The organism is Amycolatopsis sp. lyj-346 (assembly GCF_046548975.1).
Lineage (GTDB): Bacteria > Actinomycetota > Actinomycetes > Mycobacteriales > Pseudonocardiaceae > Amycolatopsis.
This window is the reverse complement of record NZ_JAJPWT010000001.1, coordinates 55,762-77,854: the sequence shown is the minus strand read 5'-3', so window position 1 is coordinate 77,854 and position 22,093 is coordinate 55,762. Positions and strand designations below refer to the sequence as shown.

The window sequence follows — 22,093 nt, the reverse complement described above, 5'->3', positions numbered from 1 at the left end:
GTGTGCACGCACCCGGGTGAGTTCGTTAGCGTGGCGAACTATGGCGAAGGCAATTGTCGGGGGCTATGTCGTCCCCATCGACGGTGATCCCATCGAGGGCGGCACGGTCCTGATCGACGACGGCAAGATCGTCGCGGTCGGTACCGAGGCCGACGTCGACATCCCGGAAGACGCCGAACTGGTCGACGCGGCCGGCACCTGGGTGCTGCCCGGCTTCATCGACGCCCACGCCCACCTCGGCGTCCACGAGGACGGCGAAGGCTGGGCGGGCAACGACACCAACGAGATGACCGACCCGAACGGTGCCCGGTTCCGCGCCGTCGACGGCATCGACCCCTACGAGCCGGGCTTCGACGACGCCCTCGCCGGCGGCGTCACGAGCGTCGTCATCAAGCCGGGCTCCGGCAACCCGATCGGCGGCCAGACGATCGGCGTCAAGACGTGGGGCCGCAGCATCCTGGACATGGTCTTCGCGGAGCACGTCAGCGTGAAGAGCGCGCTCGGCGAAAACCCGAAGCGCGTGTACGGCGACAAGAAGCAGACGCCGTCGACTCGCCTGGGTGTCGCGGCGATCCTGCGCGAAGCCTTCACCAAGGCCCGCAACTACCAGGCGAAACGCGCCCACGCCGAGTCCGAGGGCAAGCCGCACGAGGTGGACCTGACGCTGGAGACGCTGTCGAAGGTCCTCGACGGCGAGCTGTTCTGGGACCAGCACGTCCACCGCGCGGACGACATCGTGACCGCGATCCGGCTGGCCGACGAGTTCGGCTACAAGCTGGTCATCAACCACGGCACCGAGGGCCACCTGATCGCGGACCTGCTGGCTTCGCGCGAGGTGCCGGTGATCCTCGGCCCGCTGTTCACGACGAAGTCGAAGGTCGAGCTGCGCAACCGCACGCTGCGGTCGGCCGGCATCCTGGCCCGCGCGGGCGTGAAGATCGCGATCACGACCGACCACCCGGTGATCCCGATCAACTTCCTGGTGTACCAGGCCGCCCTCGCGGTGAAGGACGGCCTCGACCCGGTGACGGCCCTGCGGTCGCTCACCGTCAACCCGGCGTCGATGCTGAACCTCGACGGGCAGATCGGCTCGTTGAAGCCGGGCCTGGACGCCGACGTGGTGCTGTGGTCCGGCGACCCGCTCGACGTGATGAACCGCGCGCTGCGCGTCTTCGTCCGGGGCGACGAGGTGTACCACTTCGACGAGTCCCTCGGCGAAGGCGTGTCGAAGGACCGCCGCTACGGGGAGGCGCGCTGAGTTTCGGGCGGCACGCCGGTAACCGGGCGGTTCCGGCGTGCTGCCCGATCAGTCGAGGAGCGCGTTCAGGTCGATCTTGACCAGGAACGGGACGTCGGTGGTGAAGGTGCCGGTGACCGCCGGTGCGTCGCGATAGCCGTTGCAGGCGACCAGCGAGCGTGTGACACCTTATCCCTTGACCTGGTGAACCGCGTGCCCTTCAGGAGACCAAGGCGTCGAGGTCGATCCGCACCGGGAACGGGACGTCGGTGGTGAAGGTCCCGGTGACCGCCGGTGCGTCGCGATGGCCGGCGCAGGCGACCAGCGATACCGGGCCCGTGATGTCGACGATCCAGTAGTGCGGAATCCCGGCGTCGGCGTACTCGTCGTGCTTCACCTGGTAGTCGGTGCGCTTCGAGCCCGGTGCCACGACCTCGGCCACCAGGACCACGTCCTTCGCGTGGAGCAGGCGGTCGCCGTGGTCGAGGGCGGTGCGGTCGAGGACCAGCAGGTCCGGACGGCGGGCGAAGCCGGGGCCGCCGTCCGGTGCCAGGCCGAGGTCCAGGTCGTTGGCGACGACGAACGCGAGCCCGGGCGGCAGCTGCCGTTCGAGCGCGGCGGCCAGCAGGCAGACGGCCAGGTCGTGCCGGCGGCCGGAGCTGGGCGATGTCACCACGCGGCCTTCCACCAGCTCCGTGAAACCGGTACCACCGAGTGCCGCGTACTCCTCGATGGTCAGCAGATGACCGGGCATGACGCCAACGTAGCTGTCCCCGAAATGCGACACAGGTCGCTGGATCGGGCTACGCCTGCTTCAGCTCCCGCGCGATGACGAGCCGCTGGATCTGGTTCGTCCCTTCGAAGATCTGCGGCACCTTCGCCTCCCGCATGTACCGCTCGACCGGGAAGTCCCGCGTGTACCCGGCCCCGCCGAGGACCTGCACGGCGTCCGTCGTCACCTTCATCGCGCCGTCGGTCGCCACCAGCTTGGCGATCGACGCCTGGCGCTTGAACGGCATCCCGCGGTCCCGCCGCCGGGCCGCGTCCAGGTACAGCGCCCGGGACGCCTCCACCGTCGCCGCCATGTCCGCCAGCAGGAACTCGACGCCCTGGAAGTCGATGATCGGGCGGCCGAACTGCGAGCGGCCCTTGGCGTAGGTCACCGCTTCGTCCAGCGCCGCCTGCGCCAGGCCGACCGCGCACGCCGCGATCCCGAGCCGTCCCGAGCTGAGCGAGGACAGGGCGATGCGGAGCCCGTCACCCGGAGCACCCAGCAACCGCTCGGCCGGGACGCGGGCGCCGTCGAAGATCAGCTGGGCGGTCGGGGAGCCGGTCAGGCCCATCTTCCGTTCGCGAGGAGCGGCCGACAGGCCTTCGGTGGCTCCGTCGACCAGCAGGCACGAGATCTCCGAATCGCCCGTGCGGACCATCGTCGCGTAGAAGTCCGCCACCCCCGCGTGCGTGATCCACGCCTTGGTGCCGTTGACGACGTAGTCCGGGCCGTCGAGCCGCGCGCGCGTCGACAGCGCGGCCGCGTCCGAGCCCGCCTGCGTCTCCGACAGCGCGTACGCGCCGAGCAGCGAGCCTTCGAGCATGTCCGGCAGCCACCGGTCGCGCTGTTCGCCGGTGCCGTACTCCGCCAGCCCGTAGCAGGACATCGTGTGCACCGACAGCCCGACGCCGACGGTCATCCACGCCGTCGCGATCTCCTCCAGGACCTGCAGGTAGACCTCGTACGACACCGCGCCGCCGCCCCAGCGCTCGCTGTAGGGCAGGCCCAGCAGGCCGGACTTGCCGAGCAGGCGGAACTGCTCGCGCGGGAACTGCTCGGCTTCCTCGGCCGCCGCCGCCCGCGGGGCGAGCTCGTCGCGCGCGATCTCCGTCGCCAACGCGACCAGTGCTTCGGCGTCGGAATCGGGCAGCAGGCGTTCGGCGGGCATCTTTGTCCTCCAAAACCGTACTGAAAACAGTACTGTGGGTCGGTTAAGAGTACAGTACGACAGGCCTGGGGTGGCCGGAAGACGTAGGAGATAGTGAGCCGATGCGCCCCGAACGCCGCCGACGGCCGACCGCTCGCCAGCAGGCGCTGCTCGGTGACCTCGAGGCGTTGTTCCTGGCCGAGGGCTTCGCCGCCTTCACGCTGGACGACCTCGCCGGCCGCCTGCGCTGCTCGAAGTCGACGCTCTACGCGCTCGCGCCGAGCAAGGAGCAGCTCGCCGTCAAGGTCGTCACCGGGTTCTTCCGGGGCGCGGCGGAGCGGATCGAGGAACGCATCGACGGCATCGACGACGCCCCCAAGCTCATTGGGGAGTACCTGGCCGGCGTCGCCGAGCACCTCAACCGGGCGTCCGCGGCCTTCATGCGCGACCTCGCCGAATTCGCCCCGGCCCGGGAGGCCTACCAGCTCAACAGCCGGTTCGCCGCGAAACGGCTCCGGCAGTTCATCGACAAGGGCGTTGCCGACGGGGTGTTCCGCGACGTCCACGCCCGGCTGGTGGCCGAGATGACCGGGCTGATCATCGAGGGCATCCAGACCGGCGTGCTGGCGCAGCGGACCGACGTGTCCGACGCCGACGCGTTCACCGCTTTGGGCGAACTGCTGCTCGGCGGCTTGAACAAATAGCGGACAGGAATTGTCAGGCGTCCGTCAATTAAACTCCGGGTGTGATCGTCGTAGGCGGAGAAGCTCTGGTCGACCTGGTTCCCGGCGACCCCCTGGATTCCACTGTGGACGGTGGGTTGCGCGCGCTGCTGCCCCGGCTGGGCGGCGGCCCGTACAACGTCGCGCTGGCCGCCGGGCGGCTCGGCGTGCCGGCGGCGTTCCTGTCGCGCATTTCCACCGACCGGTTCGGCGACGCGATGATCGAGCGGCTGCACGCTTCCGCCGTCGACACCTCGCTGCTGCAGCGTGGCGACGAGCCGACGACGCTCGCCGTCGTGGCGCTCGACGCGAAGGGTGCCGCGCGCTACACCTTCTACGTCGAGGGCACCGCCGACCGGCTGGTCGCGGATCCGGGTCCGCTGGCCGCAGGTGTGACAGCGCTCTCACTCGGCACGCTCGGCATGGTCCTCGAGCCGGGCGCCTCGGCGTACGAGGCGATGCTGCGGCGTGAAGCGGCCCGCGGCGTGCTGACCGTGCTCGACCCCAACATCCGCGAGGCGCTCATCACCGACCCGGCGGCCTACCGGGCCCGGTTCGCGTCCTGGCTGCCGGACGTCCGGCTGCTGAAGATCTCCGACGACGACGCCGCGTGGCTCACCGAGGGCGCCGACCCGGTCGCCGCGGCGAAGACGTGGATCGAGTCCGGTGTGGACGCCGTGGTGCTCACCCGGGGCGCCGACGGGCTCTCGGTGATCACCGCCGCAGGTGAGCTGGCCCACGTGCCGTCGCGAAAAGTCGCCGTCGTGGACACGATCGGCGCGGGCGACACCGTGCACGGCGCGCTGCTGGCCTGGCTGCACACCCACGAGGCCGCCGACCTGGCGTCCCTTGACGCCGGCGCCTGGCGCGAGGCGCTGGAGTTCGCGGCGAAAGCGGCGTCGATCACGGTGTCCCGCAGCGGCGCCGAGCCGCCCACGTCCGCCGACATGGCGGCCACCGTGTGAACCTGGTCCCAAAGGGGGCCCCGGGAGCAACGTCACCGCTGCGCGAAGGCGGGTTTCTCGACTAACGTTGAGGGGCATTCTTCATACCCCAGCGGGGCGGTGTGCAGCGAGGCGCCAGTGTTTCCTCGCGTGAACACGTGGCTACCTGTGAAACGTACAGGCGCCGCCGGCCCGTGCCCAACGTGAGAGGGACTTGCATGTCCGACGCGACGACTGCGGGGCAGTCCGGCGGCGAAACCGCGAAGCTGACCCTGCCGAGTGGCGAGCACGAGTTCAAGATCGTCCACCCGGTCGAGGGCGCGCCCGGGATCGAGCTGGGCAAGCTGCTGGCGCAGACGGGGTACATCACCTACGACCCGGGTTTCGTCAACACCGGTGCGGCGTCGTCCGCCATCGCCTACATCGACGGTGACGCGGGCATCCTCCGGTACCGCGGGTACCCGATCGAGCAGCTGGCCGAGAAGTCGACCTTCATCGAGGTCTCGTACCTGCTCATCTACGGCGAGCTGCCGACCCAGACCCAGCTGGCCGACTTCACCGAGAAGATCCAGCGGCACACGCTGCTCCACGAAGACCTGAAGGCGTTCTTCAGCGGCTTCCCGCGCGACGCCCACCCGATGCCGGTCCTGTCCAGCGCGGTGTCGGCGCTGTCGACCTTCTACCAGGATTCGCTCAACCCGTTCGACGAGCCGAACGTGGAGCTGTCGACGATCCGCCTGCTCGCCAAGGTTCCGACGCTGGCCGCGTACGCCTACAAGAAGTCCGTCGGCCAGCCGCTGCTGTACCCGGACAACTCGCTCGGCCTGGTCGAGAACTTCCTGCGGATGACGTTCGGCTTCCCGGCCGAGCCGTACGACGTCGACCCCGAGGCCGCCAAGGCGCTCGACCTGCTGTTCATCCTGCACGCCGACCACGAGCAGAACTGCTCGACCTCGACCGTGCGCCTGGTCGGCTCGTCCGAGGCGAACCTGTTCGCGTCGATTTCGGCCGGCATCAACGCGCTGTTCGGCCCGCTGCACGGCGGCGCGAACTCCGCGGTGCTCGACATGCTCGAGGGCATCCAGCGCGACGGCGGCGACGTCGCCAAGTTCGTCGAGCGGGTGAAGAACAAGGAAAAGGGCGTGAAGCTGATGGGCTTCGGGCACCGGGTCTACAAGAACTACGACCCGCGCGCGAAGATCATCAAGAACACCGCGGACGAAATCCTCGGCAAGCTGAAGGGCGGCGACCAGCTGCTCGACATCGCCAAGAAGCTCGAAGAGACGGCGCTTTCCGACGATTACTTCATCGAGCGGAAGCTGTACCCGAACGTGGACTTCTACACCGGCCTGATCTACCGGGCGCTGGGCTTCCCGACGAAGTTCTTCACGGTGCTGTTCGCGCTGGGCCGGCTCCCGGGCTGGATCGCGCACTGGCGCGAGATGATCAACGACCCGGCCACCAAGATCGGCCGTCCGCGCCAGATCTACACCGGCTACGCGACCCGGGACTACATCCCGATGTCCGAACGCTGATCCGTTTCCCGGAAACGCCCCGTCGTGCACCTGCACGGCGGGGCGTTTATCGTTTACCGTCGTGACTCGAGAAGCGCCGGTCGTCCTGTGGTTCCGCCGTGACCTGCGGCTCGGCGACCACGCCGCGCTGCTGGAGGCGTCCCGCCGCAGCAGGCACGTGCTCGCGCTGTACGTCCTCGACGACGCGCTGTTGAAGCCCGGTGGCGCGCCGCGGGAAGCGTTCCTCTACGGCTGTCTCGAAAAGCTGAACGAGCAGCTCGGCGGCCGGTTGATGCTGGTCCGCGGCGACCCGGCGGCCGAGGTCGTCCGCGCGGCGCGCAAGATCGGCGCGGCCGCGGTGCACGTCAGCGCCGACACCGGCCCGTACGGCCGCCGCCGGGACGCGGCCGTGGCGAATGCGTTGGCGGAGCACAACATCGACTGGGTCGAGACGGGCTCGTCGTACGCCGTGACACCGGGCCGCGTCACCAAGCCGGACGGCAGCCCGTACCGCGTCTTCACGCCGTTCTTCCGGGCGTGGACGGCGCACGGGTGGCACTCTCCCGCCGACACCGGACCGTCTCTTGTGGACTGGGTGCCGCCGCCGCGGTCCTTGGAGGTCCCGCGTCCGCCCCGGGTTTCCGCGGTGCTGCCCGAGCCGGGCGAGCAGGCCGCGCTCGACGTCTGGCACGAGTTCCTGGACGACGGCATCGAGACTTATGACGAGGATCGCGACCGGCCGGACCGCGAAGGCACCACCCGGCTTTCGCCGTACTTGCGCTGGGGGTGCATCCACCCGCGGACCATCCTGGCGGACCTGTCCGGCGACGACCGGGTCGGCGCGAAGTCATTGCGCAGCGAGGTCTGCTGGCGCGAGTTCCACGCCGACGTCCTGTGGCACCGCCCGGAAACGGCGCGTGAGAACTACGACCGCCGGTTCGACGCGATGAAGTACGACGACGACCGCGAGGCTTTCTCACGGTGGTGCGAGGGCAAGACGGGCTACCCGATCGTGGACGCCGGGATGCGGCAGCTGCTGGCCGAGGGCTGGATGCACAACCGGGTGCGGATGGTGGTCGCGAGTTTCCTGGTGAAGGACCTGCACCTGCCCTGGTGGCTGGGCGCCCGTCACTTCATGAAGCACCTGGTCGACGGCGACCTGGCGTCGAACCAGCTGAACTGGCAGTGGGTCGCGGGCTGCGGCACGGACGCGGCGCCGTACTTCCGCGTCTTCAACCCGACGACCCAGGGGGAGAAGTTCGATCCTCAGGGCGATTACGTGCGCAAGTACGTGCCGGAGCTGCGTTCCGTCGCCGGAAAGGCGGTGCACCAGCTGAAGGACCGCCCCAAGGAGTACCCGGAACCCATGGTCGACCACGCCCACGAGCGCCAGGTGTCCTTGGAGCGGTACGGCAAGATCACGTCGTGATGAGCTTGGCGCGCCACACGACCGCGAGCGCGGGGTCGCCGGTATGGCTCGGTTCGACCCGTTCGACGGTGAAGCCCTCGCGCTCGTAGAACGCGCCGGCCCGTTCGTTGTCCGCGAAGTGCTCGATGTACAGCCGTTCCGCGTCGGCGGGCAGCTGCGCGGCCAGTGCTTCGAGCAGCCGCGGGCCGAGTCCGCGGCCGCGCTGGGCGGGGTGGACGTAGAGCTTGTAGACCACGTGGTCGGCACCGCTGCGGCCGCGCTGCCCGACGGCGAGGAGCTCCCCTCCGGCCTCGGCGACGACCACCAGCCCGGCCGCCACGGCCGCGCCGATGTGCGTTTCGTTCCACCAGTCGCGGACCTGGGCGTCCGCTGCGGCCACGCCGATCAGCGGAGCGTAGTGGGCGCGGACGTGCGTCTCGCCGAATCGGCGGATCGCGCCCACGTCGCCGGACGCGGCCGCCCGCACCTCAGCCACGCAGGGCCTCCGACAGCTTGATGCGGCTGCCGATCCGCAGCACGCTGTTGCCGTAGATCTTCCCGCCGACCCAGGTGAGCACGGCGACGAGCGCGATGGTCAGCGCCAGCGACAGTCCGATCTCCCAGCCCGCCGCCGCGCCCGTCGAGATGCGGGCCGGCATCAGGATCGGCGACAGCAGGGGGATCAGCGAGACGATCTGCGTCGCCGAGCCCGCCGGGTTCTGGACCAGCAGGTTGAACCCCGCGATGAACCCGACCACCAGGATGATGTTGAGCGGCCCCACCACCGACTGGGTGTCCTCCTGCCGGGACACCAGCGAACCCAGAGCACCGTAGATGGTGGCGTACAAGAGGAAGCCCAGCAGGTACCAGAGCAGGCCCCACAGCACCGCGCCCGTCGCGAAGCCGGAGAGCGTGAACACGCCGGTCGCCGTCGCGGCGCCCAGCCCGACCGCCGCGAGGATGACCAGCTGGGTCAGGCCGACCAGGCCGAGCCCGATCACCTTGCCCAGCAGCAGCTGCCACGGCCGCACGCTGGCGAGCAGGATCTCCACGACCCGGCTCGACTTCTCCTCGACGACGCCCTGGGCGACCATCATCCCGTAGGTGATGATGCTCATGTACAGCAGGAACGCCACGACCAGCCCGACGACCAGCCGCTGCGTCTGGTCGGCCGGCTCCGGCGAAAGGGCGTCGTCCCGCACGTGGGTGCCGTTGACCCTGGCCATCACCTCGGCCGGTTCCAGTTGCGCGGACGACAGCACGCCGTCGAGCACCTGCTGCTGGGCGACCTGGTCGAGCACCCGGCGCAGCTGGTCGTCCAAAGAGGACTTGTAGGTGGCGGTCAGCTGCGCCGCGCTGCCCGAGACGAGCGCGTCGAGGTCGCCGTCTTCGACCTTCTTCCGGCCTTCCGCCGGATCGGTGACGACGACCGTGCTGATCTCGCGGCCGGACAGCGCCGCTTCGGTCTGCAGCTGGCGGGCGATGCCGATCGCCTGGCCGGTCAGCCCGACCGTGTTCTTGTCCGACGAGCCGGCCAGCGACGTCTGGAGGAGGACGTATCCCAGCAGCAGCACCAGGAGCACGCCGGTGCCGACCACGAACGACCTCGTGCGCAGCCGCGTGTTCAGCTCGCGCTTCGTCACGAGCCAGACGGCGCGGCGGCCACTCGACGTCCTCATCGCGGTTCCCCCTCGTTCGGTGCGGCGTTGCCGGACACGGCGTCGCGGAACAGCTCGGTGAGCGAGCGGCGACGGCGGCTGAACTCGGTGACCGGCCCGGTCGCCAGCGCGGCGGCGAGCACGGCCTGGTCGTCCGCGCTCGGTTCGAGGTCGAGCACCGTGGTGGCGCCGTGCTGCTCCAGCACGCGCACGCCGGGCAGGCTCGCGGCCCAGCCGTTGTTCGCGGACGGCGCCGTCACGACGAGCTTGCTGCGCGCATCCGCGGTCAGTTCGGCGACCGTGCCGACGGCGACCATGCGGCCGCCGCGGATGATCCCGACCCGGTCGCACAGCCGCTCGACGAGGTCGAGCTGGTGACTGGAGAACACGACCGGCACCCCCGCGGCGGCCTTCTCCCGCAGGACACCGCTCATCACGTCGACGGCGAGCGGGTCGAGGCCGGAGAACGGCTCGTCGAGCACCAGCACCGCGGGGTCGTGCACCAGCGCGGCGGCCAGCTGGACGCGCTGCTGGTTGCCGAGGCTGAGCTTCTGCACCTCGTCCTTGCGGCGCTCGGCCAGCCCGAGCCGGGTGATCCAGGTTTCGGCGTTGCGGTGGGCTTCGCCGGCGCTGAGGCCGTGGAGCTCGGCCAGGTAGACCAGCTGGTCGAGCACCTTCATCTTCGGGTACAGCCCGCGTTCTTCGGGCATGTAACCGATGTGGGTGCGCGTCTCGTGCGTGACCGGTTGGCCGTCGAAGCGCACTTCACCGCCGTCGGCGGCCAGCACGCCGAGCACGATCCGCATGGTGGTGGTCTTGCCGGCGCCGTTGCTGCCGACGAAGCCGAACAGCTCGCCGGCGCGGACGTCGAACGAGACGCCGTCCAGCGCGACCTTGGCGCCGTAGCGCTTGGAGATCCGGTCGATCTCCAGGGTCCCCTCAGGCATTTCCCATCCCCTCTTCGAAATCCTCGGGGTCGTCGTCCGGCAGCGACCAGCCCAGCACGATGGCCGGGATGGTCGTGCCGGTGACCAGCAGCGCGGACATCATCATCGCGCCGCGGACGCCGCCGTCTTCGGTGTGGGCGACGAACAGGCTGTAGAGCATCGCGATCAGCATCAGGTAGCTGAGCGCCTGGTAGCCGATGTAGGTGACGCGGTGGCGCCACTCGCGCTCGCGTTCGTCCAGCAGGCGCGAGAAGCTGCCGCTCATCCGGCCGGTCAGGACGCGCAGCGTGATGAACGCGAACCCGCCGGTCACCAGGCCGGTCAGCCAGCAGGCCGGGAAGACCCACTTGGGCCCGGTCTCGAACCACGTCGCGCCGAAGACCAAGGTCAGGTCGGCGAGGACCAGCACGACGGCGAGCGCCCGGCGGTGCTTGCGGGTGCGCCAGCCGGGCAGCCGCCGGGCTCGTTTCCGTTCGGCTTCTTCCATCTTGTCGAGCTGGCGTTCCCAGTAGGCCGCGAGGCGGCCCGGCTGCTCGGTCATGCTCCCCCCTCGCGGTAGACCTGGGTCGAAAGCGGCGTGAACGGCTCGCGGCTGAAGACCGCCTCGACGGGCAGGTCGAACACCGCGCAGATCCGGAAGGCCAGATCCAGGCTCGGGTAGTGGTCGCCCCGCTCGAGCGCGCCGATGGTCTGTGGGTTGACTTCGACGGCCCCGGCAAGCGCGGCTCGGGTCATCCCGCGCTCGGCCCGGAGCACGGGAAGCCGGTTGTAGATCGGCAGCTCTTTGCCGCGTCTGACCGGACTCATGACACCAACTGTTGCAAAAACCCAACGGGTCGTCAACTTAAGAGAACATCAAGACTGGTAGACGCATGCCGGCTAGCGCCCCAATGTGGCCTTGGTTGCGTTCAACGCACCGAAGGCCACCTTGGGTGCGTTGGACGCACCGAAGGCCACATTGGGGCGCTTGGGGCCAGGCTCAGACCAGGCCTGCCAGCGATTTGTCGACAAGGTCCGCCACGCGCGGCCGTGCGGCGTCGGCGTCCGACGGGATCAACGCCAGCCGGGTCCGGCGTTCCAGGACGTCGTCCACGTCCAGTGCCCCCTCGTTCCGGACCGCCCACACCACCTCGGCCGCCGTGATGTCCGTTCCCGTCGCCACCGGGGCCGCGAACTCCGCGTCCAGCTGACCCAGTGCCGCCACGCGGGGGGCCTCCGTGCCGTACCGGGCCACCAGCCGCGGTGCCGCGTCCACAAGAGACAGTTCCGGCCGCGGAGCCGCGCCCAGCAACGGCAACCGGGCCGTCCGGCAAGGCGGGCCGGACAGGCCCGCCAAGCGCACCGCCGCGTCGACCGCGTCCTCCGCCATCCGGCGGTACGTTGTCAGCTTGCCGCCGACCACCGTCAACAGGCCGTCCGGTCCCGCCAGGACCGCGTGCCTCCGGGACAGGTCGGCCGAGCGGCCGCCGCCCTCGACCAAGGGGCGCAAGCCCGCGTACGAACCGGCGACGTCCGCGCGGGTGAGCGGCCGGGCGAGCACCGTCGAAGCCAGCGACAACAGGAAGTCCACATCGGACTCGGGCACCACCGGCACGGGCGGGATCGGGCCCGAGACCGGTTCGTCGGTCAGTCCCAGGTAGACGCGGCCGTCCGGCTGGGGGAGCAGGAAGACGAACCGGTTCGTCTCCCCGGGCACGCCGATGTTCACCGACGTCGTCCCCAGCGGCACCGTTCCCGGCGCCAGCACCAGGTGCGAACCGAGCGACGGCCGCAGCCTGACCGAACCCGTCAGCGTTCCCGCCCACACCCCCGTCGCGTTGATCACCTGCCGCGCGTGGATGTCCAGGGAGCCGCCCGAAAGGCCGTCGACGACCGTTACCCGGTCCGCCGCGAGCGACGAAGCCGACAGCCGCGTGAGGATCCGGGCGCCGAAGGAAGCCGCCGTGCGGGCGAGGGAAACCACCAACCGCGCGTCGTCGACCAAGGCGCCGTCGTAAGCCAGCAAGGCGCCGCGCAACCCGTGCGGGGACAGCCCCGGCGCCAGCGCCAAGGCGAAAGCGGCCGGGATCGAACGCGGCCGCGGCAGCACCGACGACGGCGTGCGCGCCGCCCGGCGGAGCACGTCGCCGGCGTGCAGACCGGCCGCGACCACCCGCTCCTGACCGCGGGAAGTGCCGGGGTACAACGGAAACAGCTGCGGCATCGCCCGGGTGAGGTGCGGTGCCGTGCGCGTCATCAGGACCCCGCGCTCCACGGCGCTTTCGTGCGCCAAGCCGAGTTCGCCGTGCGCCAGGTACCGCAGGCCGCCGTGGACCAGCTTCGACGACCAGCGCGACGTCCCGAACGCCAGGTCGTGCGCCTCCACGAGCGCCACCGACAGGCCGCGCGAAGCCGCGTCCAGGGCGATGCCCGTGCCGGTGACGCCGCCGCCGACCACGACGATGTCGACGCGCTCGCCCGCCGCCAGCTCCGCGAGTTCGCGTTCGCGGCGCCGCGCGTTGAGCGAGCCGGACGTCATGGCCGCAATGCCGCGTCGAGCACGTGGGTGAACTCCGCCAGCAGCGCCGCTTCGTCGACGTCCGCGGTGGCCGGGCGCAGCGAAAACGCGAAGGACTGCACCACCAGCAGCACCGATCGGGACTGCACCGCGACCGCCGCCCGCCGGATCGAGCCGTCCTGGTGGCCGGCCTCCAGGAGCTGGTGCAGTGCCTGCTCGGCGAACTTCTGCGTCGCGCCGAGCCGCTCCACGATGTACGGGAGCACCAGCTCGGGGTCGACGTCGAGCAGCGTGCGGAACAGCGGGTCGGCCGACAGCGCGCGCACGCCGGCCGCCGCGATGAGCACGAGCCGGTCGCGGCTGTGCGCGGCGTCGGCGCCGCGTTCGCTCGCCGTGCGCAGCAACCCGCTGAATTCGCGGGTCATCAGCGCCGCGAGCACGCTGCGGACGTCGGGGAAGCGGCGGTAGACCGTCATCCGGCTGACGCGGGCGGTGCGGGCGATCTCGGCGAGTGTGGTGCGGCGCACACCGACGGCCAGCACGCACGAGCGCGCGGCGTCGAGCAGCACGTCATCGGCCACCCGCGTGGCCGTCTGGCGGTTGCGGGTGTCCGCGAGCGCGGAGGGACCCGCCGTCTGCGTTGTGTGACGTTTTACGTCCATATGTCACACTGTAGTCGTGAACGCTCTCATTGACCACCGCCTCCGCCGGTCCTGGACTGCGGAAGCCGCCGGCGCCGCCCCGCTGCCCGCGCGTGCGGCCAGGTGGCTCGACCAGCGTATCGGCCCCGTGGTCCCCGCCGCCGTCCCAGCGGGCGACGTGCCGGTGAAAATACCGTCGCCGAACTTGCCGAAACCTGCTGGCGAGGCGCTGGCGCGGGTGGTCGGCGCGGAGAACGTGCTGGTCGACGACCCGGCGCGGCTCGCGCGGGCGACCGGGCTGTCCTACCTCGACCTCCTGCGGCGCCGTTCGCCCTCGGCGGACTTCCCGGTGCCCGACGCGGTCGTGCTCCCCGCCGGCCCGGACGAGGTCCAGGCGGTCCTCGACGTCTGCGTCCAGCACGACGTCGGGGTCGTGCCCTTCGGTGGCGGGACGTCGGTGGTCGGCGGCGTCGCGGCGCTGCGCGGGGAAAAGACGTCGGTGATCGCGCTGGACCTGGTCCGGCTCGACGAGCTGGTGTCGGTGGACGCCGAGTCGCGCATCGCCGTCCTGCAGGCCGGCGTCCGCGGCCCCGAAGCCGAGCGGCTGCTCGCCGGGCACGGCCTGACGCTCGGGCACGTCCCGCAGTCGTTCGAGCGCGCCACGATCGGCGGCTTCGCGGCGACGCGCTCGGCGGGCCAGGCGTCCTCGGGCTACGGGCGGTTCGAGGACATGGTCACCGGCGTGCGGCTGGCCACCCCGCGCGGCCCGTGGAAGCTCGGTGTCGCGCCGGCGTCCGCGGCCGGGCCGGACCTGCGCCAGCTCGCGATCGGCAGCGAGGGCACGCTCGGCGTGATCACCGAAGTCGCGCTGCGGGTGCGGCCGGCGCCGCCGGTCCGGCGCTACGAAGGCTACGCGCTGCCCGGCTGGGCGGCCGGTGCCGAAGCGGTGCGGGACCTCGCGCAGCACCACGCGCTCGCCGACGTCACCCGGCTGTCCGATGTGGACGAGACCGCGGTGTCGATCGCGCTGAACGCGGGCTTGAAGACGGCGGCGCTGCGCCGCTACCTCGCCGCGCGGGGCGTGCGGCGGCCGTGTTTCCTCATCGTCGGCTGGGAAGGCACCGCGCACGACGTGGCGCTGCGCCGCCGTGCGACGGCTCGCAGGCTGAAGGCCTCGGGTGCGGTGCGCGTCGGCAAGGCGCTCGGCGAGTCGTGGCGGCACGGCCGGTTCGCCGGTCCCCGGCAGCGGGACGCGTTGCTGGACCTGGGTGTCTGCGTCGAAACGCTCGAAACGGCCACCTATTGGTCCAATGTGGACGAGCTGCGCGACGACGTCCGCGCGGCGCTGACGGCGGCGCTCGGCCGGGCGATCATCATGTGCCACATTTCGCACGCGTACGAAACGGGTGCGTCGCTGTACTTCACGGTCCTGACGGCCCGCGACGAAGCCGACCCGGCCGGCCAGTGGCAGCGCGCGAAGGCGGCGGCCTGCGAGGCGATCGCCGGGCTGGGCACGATTTCCCACCACCACGCGGTCGGCGTCGACCACGCGCCTTATCTGAGTGCGGAGATCGGTGCGCTGGGGGTCGAGGTGCTGCGGGCGGCCAAGTCCGCGGTCGACCCGACCGGGATCCTCAACCCCGGAAAGCTGGTGTGACGACTTCGCAGGGCACGCCGTGGCCGTCGGCCGCGACGCCTTCGAGCCGGCTCGCGGCCGCCTGCGGGACGTCGGCGGTGCGCACCGGCGCGCCGTCGACCAGCAGCGGGTAGCGGATCGGCGCGGCGCCGACGTAGGTGTGGACGTCGGTCAGGCGCGTGCCGTCTTCGAGGGTGACGTCCGGTTCGGTCAGCCGGGCCAGGTGGTAGCGGGTGCCGCGGCCTTCGCAGCGGTCCAGGACCGCCAGCTGGTCCGGCGTCACGAACCAGATGGCGTGGTCTTCGACGCCCGGCAGCGCGGTGAGCGTGGCCGGGCGCTGGTCGTCGACCACGCGGAAACCGGCCGCCCACACCGCGGCGAGCCCGGCGCAGCGCGCGTGCGCCACGACGACCGGGCCTCCGAGGCCGAGCCGGGCGCGCAGCCAGGTGATCTTCGACGGGTTCGCGTTCGAGCCGTAGGCCAGCACGGCCATCCGCTCGCGCCAGCCTTCAGGGGCCGCGTCGAGGGGGTGCCCCACGCCGTCGACGTGCACGAACGAGTGGCCCGGCCGGGCCCCGGGGTAGGGCTCGGCCGGGTATTCGTCGTCGGTGAAGAGGGTCAGAAGGTCACCACGCTGCGCAGGACGTCACCGTGGTGCATGCGCTCGAAGGCCTGCTCGACGCCGTCGACGCCGATGCGCTCGGTGACGAACTTGTCGAGCGGCAGCCGGCCCTGCAGGTAGAGGTCGACAAGCATCGGGAAGTCCCGGCTGGGCAGGCAGTCGCCGTACCACGACGACTTGAGCGAGCCGCCGCGCGAGAAGAAGTCGATCAGGGGCAGGTCGTTCAGCCGCATCTCCGGCGTCGGCACGCCGACCAGCACGACGGTGCCGGCGAGGTCGCGTCCGTAGAACGCCTGCCGCCAGGTTTCGGGACGGCCGACGGCGTCGATGACGACGTCGGGGCCGAATCCGCTGGTGGCGTCCTGCATGGCTTCGACGACCTGCTCCTCGCTGAGGCCCTTGCTGTTGACGGTGTGCGTCGCGCCGAAGTCCTTCGCCCACGTGAGCTTCCGGTCGTCCATGTCGATCGCGACGATCGTGGTGGCCCCGGCCAGCTTCGCGCCGGCGAGGGCGGCGTCACCGACGCCACCGCAGCCGATGACCGCGACCGAATCCCCGCGCGTGACGGCGCCGGTGTTGATGGCGGCGCCCAGTCCGGCCATGACACCGCAGCCGAGCAGCCCGGCGACGGCGGGCTCGGCCGCGCGGTCCACCTTCGTGCACTGTCCGCTGTGGACAAGGGTCTTCTCGAGGAAGGCGCCGACGCCGAGGGCGGGCGACAGCTTGGTGCCGTCGGCGAGCGTCATCGGCTGGGTGGCGTTGAAGGTGGCGAAGCAGTACCACGGCTTGCCGCGCTTGCAGGCCCGGCAGGTGCCGCAGACGGCGCGCCAGTTGAGGATGACGTAGTCGCCCGGCTCGAGGTCGCTGACGCCTGCGCCGACGGCCTCGACGACCCCGGTGGCCTCGTGGCCGAGCAGGAACGGGAACTCGTCGTTGATCCCGCCTTCGCGGTAGTGCAGGTCGGTGTGGCAGACCCCGCAGGCCTGGACGTTCACGACGGCTTCGCCGGGACCGGGATCGGGCACGAGGACGGTCTCCAGCGAGACGGGCTCGCCCTTCGCCCGCGAAACGACTCCCTGGACCTCGTACGGCATTCGAACCACCTTCCGGCTGCACTGCTGGTCGACCGCAGCTAATCACGGATCATGCGGAGATGGCGACATCCGCATGAGTGAGGTTTTGCGCAACATGTTGCGTGCTCCGCAACTGTGCCGGTGTGGCTAGGTTGGCGGCATGGCGTATGTCATCGGGCTTCCGTGTGTCGACGTGAAGGACCGCGCGTGCGTGGCCGAGTGCCCGCTGGACTGCATCTACGAGGGAGCCCGGAGCCTCTACATCCACCCGGACGAGTGCATGGAGTGCGGCGCGTGCGAGGTGGCCTGTCCGGTCGGGGCGGTCTACTACGCGGACGAGCTCCCACCGGCCCTGCGGGAGCACGCCCCGGACAACGGCCGGTTCTTCACCGAGGTGCTCCCGGGACGCGATGGGCCACTGGGTTCTCCGGGCGGGGCGGCGGCGATCGGCCCGCTGAACGCGGACACGGCGATGGTCGCGGCGCTGCCGCCGCAGAGCCCGCCGGAGCGGCCGGCGCCGCGAAAGGAGCCCCGGGGCGACGGCGGCGGCTGCTGCTCGGGTGATCGGCACGGCTGAGGTGAGAGGTGGCGCGGGCGGGCCTCCGGCCCCCGGTTTCCAGCTTACCGAGCGCCACCGACAGTTCCGGGCGGCGAGGGCGGCTCGGGCAGGTTCATCGACGCCAGCTTCGCCGGGTCTGCCACGGCCGCGATGTTCGTGATCCGGCCGTCCGTCACCGTGAACGCCACCACCGACAGCGGTGTGCCGCCCTCGCGCCACGCGACCACGCCGGGCAGGCCGCCCACCAGCACCCGGCGGCCGTCGTTGGCCGCGCCGAAACGGGCTCCCGCCGCCACGTTCGTCGCGCCCAGGACCACCACCACGCCGTCCGGTGTGTCGACCGTCAGGCGGACCTCCGGGTCGAGCAGCCGCAGCAATCCCTCGAAGTCGCCGTCGCGGGCCGCGGTCAGGAAGGCCTGGACCACCTCTCGCTGCGATGCTCCGGTCGCCGCCGGTGGTGCAGGGGTGCGGACCTTCCGGCGGGCGCGGCTGGCGAGCATCTTGGCCGCCGCCGTGGACTTGCCGAGGATGCGGCCGATCTCCTCGAACGGCACCGCGAACAGGTCGTGCAGCACGAACGCCAGCCGCTCGCCCGGGCCGAGTGACTCCAAGACCACCAGCAGGGCCAGCCCGACCGAATCGGCGAGCTCCGCGTCCGTCTCCGGGCCGTCGTCGACCGTCACGACGATCTCCTCGTACGGTGCCTCGGGGCGCGATCGGCGCGTCCGCAGCACGTCCAGGCTGATCCGGCCGACCACCGTCGTCAGCCAGCCCTCGAGGTTCTCGATCGACGCCGCGTCCTGGCGCGACAGGCGCAGCCAGGCCTCCTGGACCACGTCTTCGGCGTCCGCGTGCGAGCCCAGCACGCGGCGGGCCACCGCCCGCAGCCGGTCTCGCTGCGCTTCGAACGTCTCGGTCAACCTGTCGGACATGGTCGTTACCTTCCTCGCTCCCGCTCCGTCGTGGACATGACGAGCCCGGAAGGGCACAGGTAACCGATGGAGGAACCGATGGAGCCACGGCTGAAGACCAAGAGCACGCCCGAGGTGACGGGAGCGATCCAGCAGCTGTTCAAGGTGGTGCACTCCGCCGGTCTCGACCCGCTGCTGCTCGAGCTGGTCCACCTGCGGGCCAGCCAGATCAACGGCTGCGCCCCGTGCGCCTACGCGGGGGTCCACGCGGCCAAGAAGCAGGGCGAGACCGACGACCGGCTGCACAGCGTCGTCATCTGGCGCGAGACGCCGTTCTTCACCGAGCCGGAGCGGGCCGCGCTCGAGCTGACCGAAGCCGCGACGCGGATCCAGGACGGCAGGCCGGGCGTCACCGACGAGGTCTGGGCGGCCGCCGCCGGGCACTTCGACGAGAAGCAGCTGTCCGCGCTCGTCACGCACATCGCGCTGACCGCCTTCTTCAACCACGTCAACCGCGCGGTCCGCGAGCAGGCGGGCAAGACCTGGTGAGCCCGGCGGGGCGCCGTCGAGGCGCCCCGCCGGTCTTCCTCAGGCCGGCGTGATGATGTACGCGATGCCGCCCGGGCCGCCCGCCACCGTGCCGTCCGCGCGGTACCGCTTCGTCCGCTGCCAGATCGTCTCGAACTGGTCGCGCTGGTAGACGTTGCGGACCCGGTCGTTGCTGCTCGACGCCGGGTCGTTCGCGATCACGTCGCCGTCCTTCGTGAAGCCGATGACGACCATGATGTGGCCCGCCGTCCCGTACCCGGCGCCGTCGAGCTCCGAGGACAGGAACGACTGCGACGTGATCACCGGGATGCCGCGGGCGATGTAGTTCTCCAGCTCGTTCAGCGAGTGCAGCCGCGTGATGTGGCCGCGCAGCCCGCGTGACGCCGCATACGCGGTGTTGAACGGCCAGTTGCCGGTGCCGTCGTAGGCGTGGTCGTAGGTGTAGCGCGCCGCGAAGGCCACCTGCGGGTCGACGTAGCCCGCCGGGATCCACGCCATCTCCGCCGCCGACGGCTTCTTGCCCCAGTACTCGGCCACCATCTCGGTCGACGTCGGGCTGCACCAGGCCTCGCCGCCCCCGCCGTACTCCGGGAACTGTCCCTTGTGGAGGTTCTGGGCGTACGCGGGCACCTTCAGCTCGATGCCGGTGGCGCGCCCGGGCTTCGTCGGCTGCACCTCGAAGCGGTCCGGGACGGCCGAGGTCATCGCGCCCAGCAGGCTCACCGACGGCGTCGCGCCCGACCCCGCTTCGCGGTAGAGGCTGACCCGCAGGTGGTACGACTTCAGCGTCACACCGGCCTTCATGACCAGCGTGTCGACGTCGACCACGGCGTTCGCGTCGTCCTGGCCGTCGACGCTGGTGCGCAGGATGTCGGCGTCGCCGCTCGCCCAGCGCCCCAGCACGTACCACGCGGTTTCGGTGCCCGCCGACGTCCGGCCCTGCGCTTCGACCTGCAGCCAGGTCTTCGCGGGCGTCTTCGCGTTCCACGACGCGACCAGCTGCGTCGCACCGAAGCCCTGCCGGTACTCCGGTGACGTCCACTGGCCGTACTCGTACGTCCTCGTCGTGCCGAGCTCCGGCTCGGTGTGCTCGACCGTGCCGGCCGGGCGCGTGATGCGCAAGCCGTCACGGGTGAGCGCGAGCCCGGCGAAGCCGCCTTCGTGGAAACGACCACCGGTCCATTCGTGGTAGTCGATCGCTTCGTCGTCGCGGGGCCGGACGGGTCCGGCCTCGGCGGCTTGCGTGGTTGCCGCAGATAACACAATCACTGACAATAAGGTGAACAACTTGCGTACCCGCATCCCGGCTCCCTGATCGACCCACCCAGTAGCCAGGGATTTTCGCCGGTCCGGCCGGGCCTGTAAACAGGTACCGACCGGACGGCCCGAGTCTGTGTCGCTTTCGCGACCAACTTGCCGTCGTCGTCTTCGAATCGACGGCCGGCGGACTCAGGACAGCGGGTTCACCAGCAGCAGTTCCGTGTTGTGGTCCGCCGCCGCGCCGACCCGGCCGAGGTCGGTGTGGATGTCGTTGTAGGACAGCTCGCGGTACAGCGACGCAAGCGCTTGCGGCGTCCGGGCGTCGTAGTCCACGGCGTACGGCGCCTCGGCCTCGATCAACGTGGTGAACAGCGACAACGTGCCGTCGGCGTTGTCGGCGACCTCGACGATCCGGGCGTGCTGCGGGAAATCGACGTGGGACGCGGTGTTGATCTCCCAGAAGCCCTGCTGCGGCGTGTTCCCGGTGTGCGGCGTGATCTTGTTGAGGTGCGTGTGGCCGTTGACCCAGGCCAGCACGTTCGGGAACCGCTTGAGCAGCGCGACGAAGGCGTTGCCGTCCAGGCGCGGGTCGAGCGGGTGGCGCGAGTCCGGCAGCAGGTTGGTCATCGAGCCGCTGGTGTGGTGGCTGAACAGGATGAACAGCTCGTCGGTGACGGCGTGGGCGACCTTGCGGCCGAAGAAGTCGTAGTACGCCGAGCTGCCGCGCTTGAGCGTCGACTCGACCCAGGAGTACTGCGCGAGCCCGATCGAGCCGTCGGCGAAGCCGGCGTCGGTGGTGGTGTCGAGGCTGATCCCGGTGATGCCCGGCGCGATCCGGAAGGTGTAGTAGACGTTCTTGCCGTCGGCGTTGGCGCTGGTGAAGCCGTGGCCGGCCGGTCCGGGGCCGGTGTTGGCCGCGTCGAGGTGCGCGCGGACGAACTCGCCGGTGCCGAACGGGCGCCGCCGCGCGTCCGGCGTGATCTCGCGGAGGGTGCCGCTGCCGCCGAACAGTTCGGCGACCGGAACGCCGGAGCCCTTCTTGACGGCGTCGGCGAGCTTCTTCGCGGTGGTCTCGTCCTTGCCGATGACCTTGTACTTCCCGGTGTACCAGGCGTCGATCCCGGGGATGTGCGCCGGCAGCGAGCCGACGATGCTGTCGTCGTGGTTGCCGAAGGTGCAGAACCACGGGACGTCCAGGCCGGGCGCGGTGAACGTCCGCATGGCCGCTTCGAGCAGGCCGGGGAGCTGCGGGAAGCCCTTCGCCGAGTACTTGTCGCCCACGCCGGGGATCGAGGGGTTCCAGTACTCGTCGTTGCCCGAGCTCTGGACGCCTTCGTAGGCGTTCGCGTCGCCGGAGTTCGGCGTGACGGTGCCACCGTTGAGGACCTTGAGGAACCAGTCGAGTTCGAGCAGCTCGTGGTTGTCGGTGTTGTCGCCGGTGGTGACCATGAGGTCGAACGGCCGCCCGGTGAACGGACCCTGCCGCACGCTGTTCACCCGCTCGACGAGTGCGCTGGTGGCGACGGTGCCGAGCGCCTCCTGCGGCCGGTGCGCGGAACCGATGAAGGGGTGCAGGTATTCGAACCGCGCGGGGCTTTCGGCATCGGTGATGTGCAGGTCGGTGAACTGGACGAAGGCGGACAGCGCCCGGCGCCGGTCGTCGCGCCCGCTCTTCGGCGTGGCGAGCTCGCTCCGGACGACCAGTGGCCAGCCGGGGCCCGCGGAGAGGCGCGAGTAGGTGCTGGTGCCCCCACCCGTGGCGACCTGTTCGAGCGTGGTGCCGGCGGTGGTGACCGAGCGGGCGCCGGTGAGCCGCAGCGCGCGGTCGAGGGCGTTCGCGGTGGGCGTGCAGAGCAGCAGCCCGGCACCCGCGGCGCCCGCGGTGGCGAAGGTGCGCCGGGTGAGTTCGGCCATGGTTGTTCGCTCCCCAGTCTTCTCGGTTGCCCGGCACGGTGCCGGACTTGGGTGGACGCGGGGTGAACGTGAAAAACATTCA

22 protein-coding genes are annotated in these 22,093 nt (G+C 70.8%); 8 read left to right on the top strand and 14 right to left on the bottom strand.

What is annotated here, in order from left to right:
• Positions 1–40 precede the first annotated feature (40 nt).
• On the top strand, positions 41–1,258 hold the full coding sequence (locus tag ACLJQE_RS00390) for an amidohydrolase (RefSeq protein ID WP_410636903.1): 1,218 nt from the start codon (positions 41–43) through the stop codon (positions 1,256–1,258).
• 199 nt (positions 1,259–1,457) lie between these two features.
• On the opposite strand, the gene ACLJQE_RS00385 is transcribed toward ACLJQE_RS00390, so the two are convergent.
• Entirely contained in the window at positions 1,458–1,991 is a 534-nt protein-coding gene (locus ACLJQE_RS00385) for a Uma2 family endonuclease (RefSeq protein WP_410636902.1), read from the bottom strand.
• 49 nt (positions 1,992–2,040) lie between these two features.
• On the bottom strand, positions 2,041–3,177 hold the full coding sequence (locus ACLJQE_RS00380) for an acyl-CoA dehydrogenase family protein (protein WP_410636901.1): 1,137 nt from the start codon (positions 3,175–3,177) through the stop codon (positions 2,041–2,043).
• A gap of 101 nt (positions 3,178–3,278) precedes the next feature.
• On the opposite strand from ACLJQE_RS00380, the gene ACLJQE_RS00375 reads away from it, so the two are divergent.
• The 4 genes from ACLJQE_RS00375 to ACLJQE_RS00360 all read left to right on the top strand — a co-directional run bounded on the left by ACLJQE_RS00375 (position 3,279) and on the right by ACLJQE_RS00360 (position 7,765).
• On the top strand, positions 3,279–3,860 hold the full coding sequence (locus ACLJQE_RS00375; protein WP_410636900.1) for a TetR/AcrR family transcriptional regulator: 582 nt from the start codon (positions 3,279–3,281) through the stop codon (positions 3,858–3,860).
• Positions 3,861–3,901: 41 nt separating this feature from the next.
• Positions 3,902–4,843, top strand: coding sequence for a carbohydrate kinase family protein (locus ACLJQE_RS00370; RefSeq protein WP_410636899.1), 942 nt, complete (start codon positions 3,902–3,904; stop codon positions 4,841–4,843).
• 197 nt (positions 4,844–5,040) lie between these two features.
• The gene (locus tag ACLJQE_RS00365) at positions 5,041–6,357 is read left to right on the top strand and encodes a citrate synthase (protein WP_410636898.1); all 1,317 of its coding nucleotides are present in this window, start codon (positions 5,041–5,043) and stop codon (positions 6,355–6,357) included.
• A 61-nt stretch (positions 6,358–6,418) separates the two neighbouring features.
• The gene (locus tag ACLJQE_RS00360; protein ID WP_410636897.1) at positions 6,419–7,765 is read left to right on the top strand and encodes a cryptochrome/photolyase family protein; all 1,347 of its coding nucleotides are present in this window, start codon (positions 6,419–6,421) and stop codon (positions 7,763–7,765) included.
• Here ACLJQE_RS00360 and ACLJQE_RS00355 read toward each other — a convergent pair.
• From ACLJQE_RS00355 to ACLJQE_RS00325, 7 genes are all read right to left on the bottom strand, one after another.
• The gene (locus ACLJQE_RS00355; protein WP_410636896.1) at positions 7,755–8,240 is read right to left on the bottom strand and encodes a GNAT family N-acetyltransferase; all 486 of its coding nucleotides are present in this window, start codon (positions 8,238–8,240) and stop codon (positions 7,755–7,757) included. The genes ACLJQE_RS00360 and ACLJQE_RS00355 overlap by 11 nt on opposite strands.
• The gene (locus tag ACLJQE_RS00350) at positions 8,233–9,423 is read right to left on the bottom strand and encodes an ABC transporter permease (RefSeq protein ID WP_410636895.1); all 1,191 of its coding nucleotides are present in this window, start codon (positions 9,421–9,423) and stop codon (positions 8,233–8,235) included. Before ACLJQE_RS00350 ends, ACLJQE_RS00355 begins: the two co-directional genes overlap by 8 nt.
• Entirely contained in the window at positions 9,420–10,349 is a 930-nt protein-coding gene (locus tag ACLJQE_RS00345; RefSeq protein WP_410636894.1) for an ABC transporter ATP-binding protein, read from the bottom strand. The genes ACLJQE_RS00350 and ACLJQE_RS00345 overlap by 4 nt, the downstream gene beginning before the upstream one ends.
• Positions 10,342–10,890 (bottom strand): hypothetical protein, encoded by a 549-nt coding sequence (locus ACLJQE_RS00340; RefSeq protein WP_410636893.1) that lies wholly within the window; start codon positions 10,888–10,890, stop codon positions 10,342–10,344. Before ACLJQE_RS00340 ends, ACLJQE_RS00345 begins: the two co-directional genes overlap by 8 nt.
• Entirely contained in the window at positions 10,887–11,156 is a 270-nt protein-coding gene (locus ACLJQE_RS00335) for a helix-turn-helix transcriptional regulator (RefSeq protein WP_410636892.1), read from the bottom strand. The genes ACLJQE_RS00340 and ACLJQE_RS00335 overlap by 4 nt, the downstream gene beginning before the upstream one ends.
• Positions 11,157–11,328: 172 nt before the next feature.
• Entirely contained in the window at positions 11,329–12,867 is a 1,539-nt protein-coding gene (locus ACLJQE_RS00330) for a glycerol-3-phosphate dehydrogenase/oxidase (RefSeq protein ID WP_410636891.1), read from the bottom strand.
• Positions 12,864–13,427 carry a TetR/AcrR family transcriptional regulator gene (locus ACLJQE_RS00325; protein ID WP_410638260.1) on the bottom strand — a complete coding sequence of 188 codons (564 nt, stop codon included), beginning with the start codon at positions 13,425–13,427 and terminating at the stop codon, positions 12,864–12,866. Before ACLJQE_RS00325 ends, ACLJQE_RS00330 begins: the two co-directional genes overlap by 4 nt.
• Before the next feature lie 97 nt (positions 13,428–13,524).
• Between ACLJQE_RS00325 and ACLJQE_RS00320 the strand changes: the two genes are divergently transcribed.
• Positions 13,525–15,144: an FAD-binding oxidoreductase gene (locus tag ACLJQE_RS00320; RefSeq protein WP_410636890.1), complete on the top strand. Its 1,620-nt coding sequence runs from the start codon at positions 13,525–13,527 to the stop codon at positions 15,142–15,144.
• Here the strand turns inward: ACLJQE_RS00320 and ACLJQE_RS00315 are convergent.
• Both ACLJQE_RS00315 and ACLJQE_RS00310 read right to left on the bottom strand, forming a co-directional pair.
• Positions 15,122–15,676, bottom strand: coding sequence for a gamma-glutamylcyclotransferase family protein (locus ACLJQE_RS00315; protein WP_410636889.1), 555 nt, complete (start codon positions 15,674–15,676; stop codon positions 15,122–15,124). The genes ACLJQE_RS00320 and ACLJQE_RS00315 overlap by 23 nt on opposite strands.
• A 65-nt stretch (positions 15,677–15,741) precedes the next feature.
• The gene (locus ACLJQE_RS00310; RefSeq protein ID WP_410636888.1) at positions 15,742–16,839 is read right to left on the bottom strand and encodes an S-(hydroxymethyl)mycothiol dehydrogenase; all 1,098 of its coding nucleotides are present in this window, start codon (positions 16,837–16,839) and stop codon (positions 15,742–15,744) included.
• 139 nt (positions 16,840–16,978) lie between these two features.
• Here ACLJQE_RS00310 and fdxA point away from each other — a divergent pair, with 139 nt between their 5' ends.
• A complete protein-coding gene (fdxA, locus tag ACLJQE_RS00305) occupies positions 16,979–17,395 on the top strand; it encodes a ferredoxin (protein WP_410636887.1) in 417 nt (138 codons plus the stop codon).
• Between the two features lie 44 nt (positions 17,396–17,439).
• Here fdxA and ACLJQE_RS00300 read toward each other — a convergent pair whose 3' ends face one another.
• Complete coding sequence (locus ACLJQE_RS00300) at positions 17,440–18,309, bottom strand: sigma-70 family RNA polymerase sigma factor (RefSeq protein ID WP_410636886.1); 870 nt, start codon at positions 18,307–18,309, stop codon at positions 17,440–17,442.
• 78 nt (positions 18,310–18,387) lie between these two features.
• Here ACLJQE_RS00300 and ACLJQE_RS00295 point away from each other — a divergent pair, with 78 nt between their 5' ends.
• Entirely contained in the window at positions 18,388–18,837 is a 450-nt protein-coding gene (locus ACLJQE_RS00295) for a carboxymuconolactone decarboxylase family protein (protein WP_410636885.1), read from the top strand.
• Positions 18,838–18,876: 39 nt separating this feature from the next.
• On the opposite strand, the gene ACLJQE_RS00290 is transcribed toward ACLJQE_RS00295, so the two are convergent.
• Together ACLJQE_RS00290 and ACLJQE_RS00285 are read right to left on the bottom strand one after the other, a co-directional pair.
• Positions 18,877–20,139, bottom strand: a complete 1,263-nt coding sequence (locus tag ACLJQE_RS00290; RefSeq protein ID WP_410636884.1) for a peptidase C39 family protein — start codon at positions 20,137–20,139, stop codon at positions 18,877–18,879.
• 147 nt (positions 20,140–20,286) lie between these two features.
• Positions 20,287–22,011: a TIGR03767 family metallophosphoesterase gene (locus tag ACLJQE_RS00285; protein WP_410636883.1), complete on the bottom strand. Its 1,725-nt coding sequence runs from the start codon at positions 22,009–22,011 to the stop codon at positions 20,287–20,289.
• Positions 22,012–22,093 lie beyond the last annotated feature (82 nt).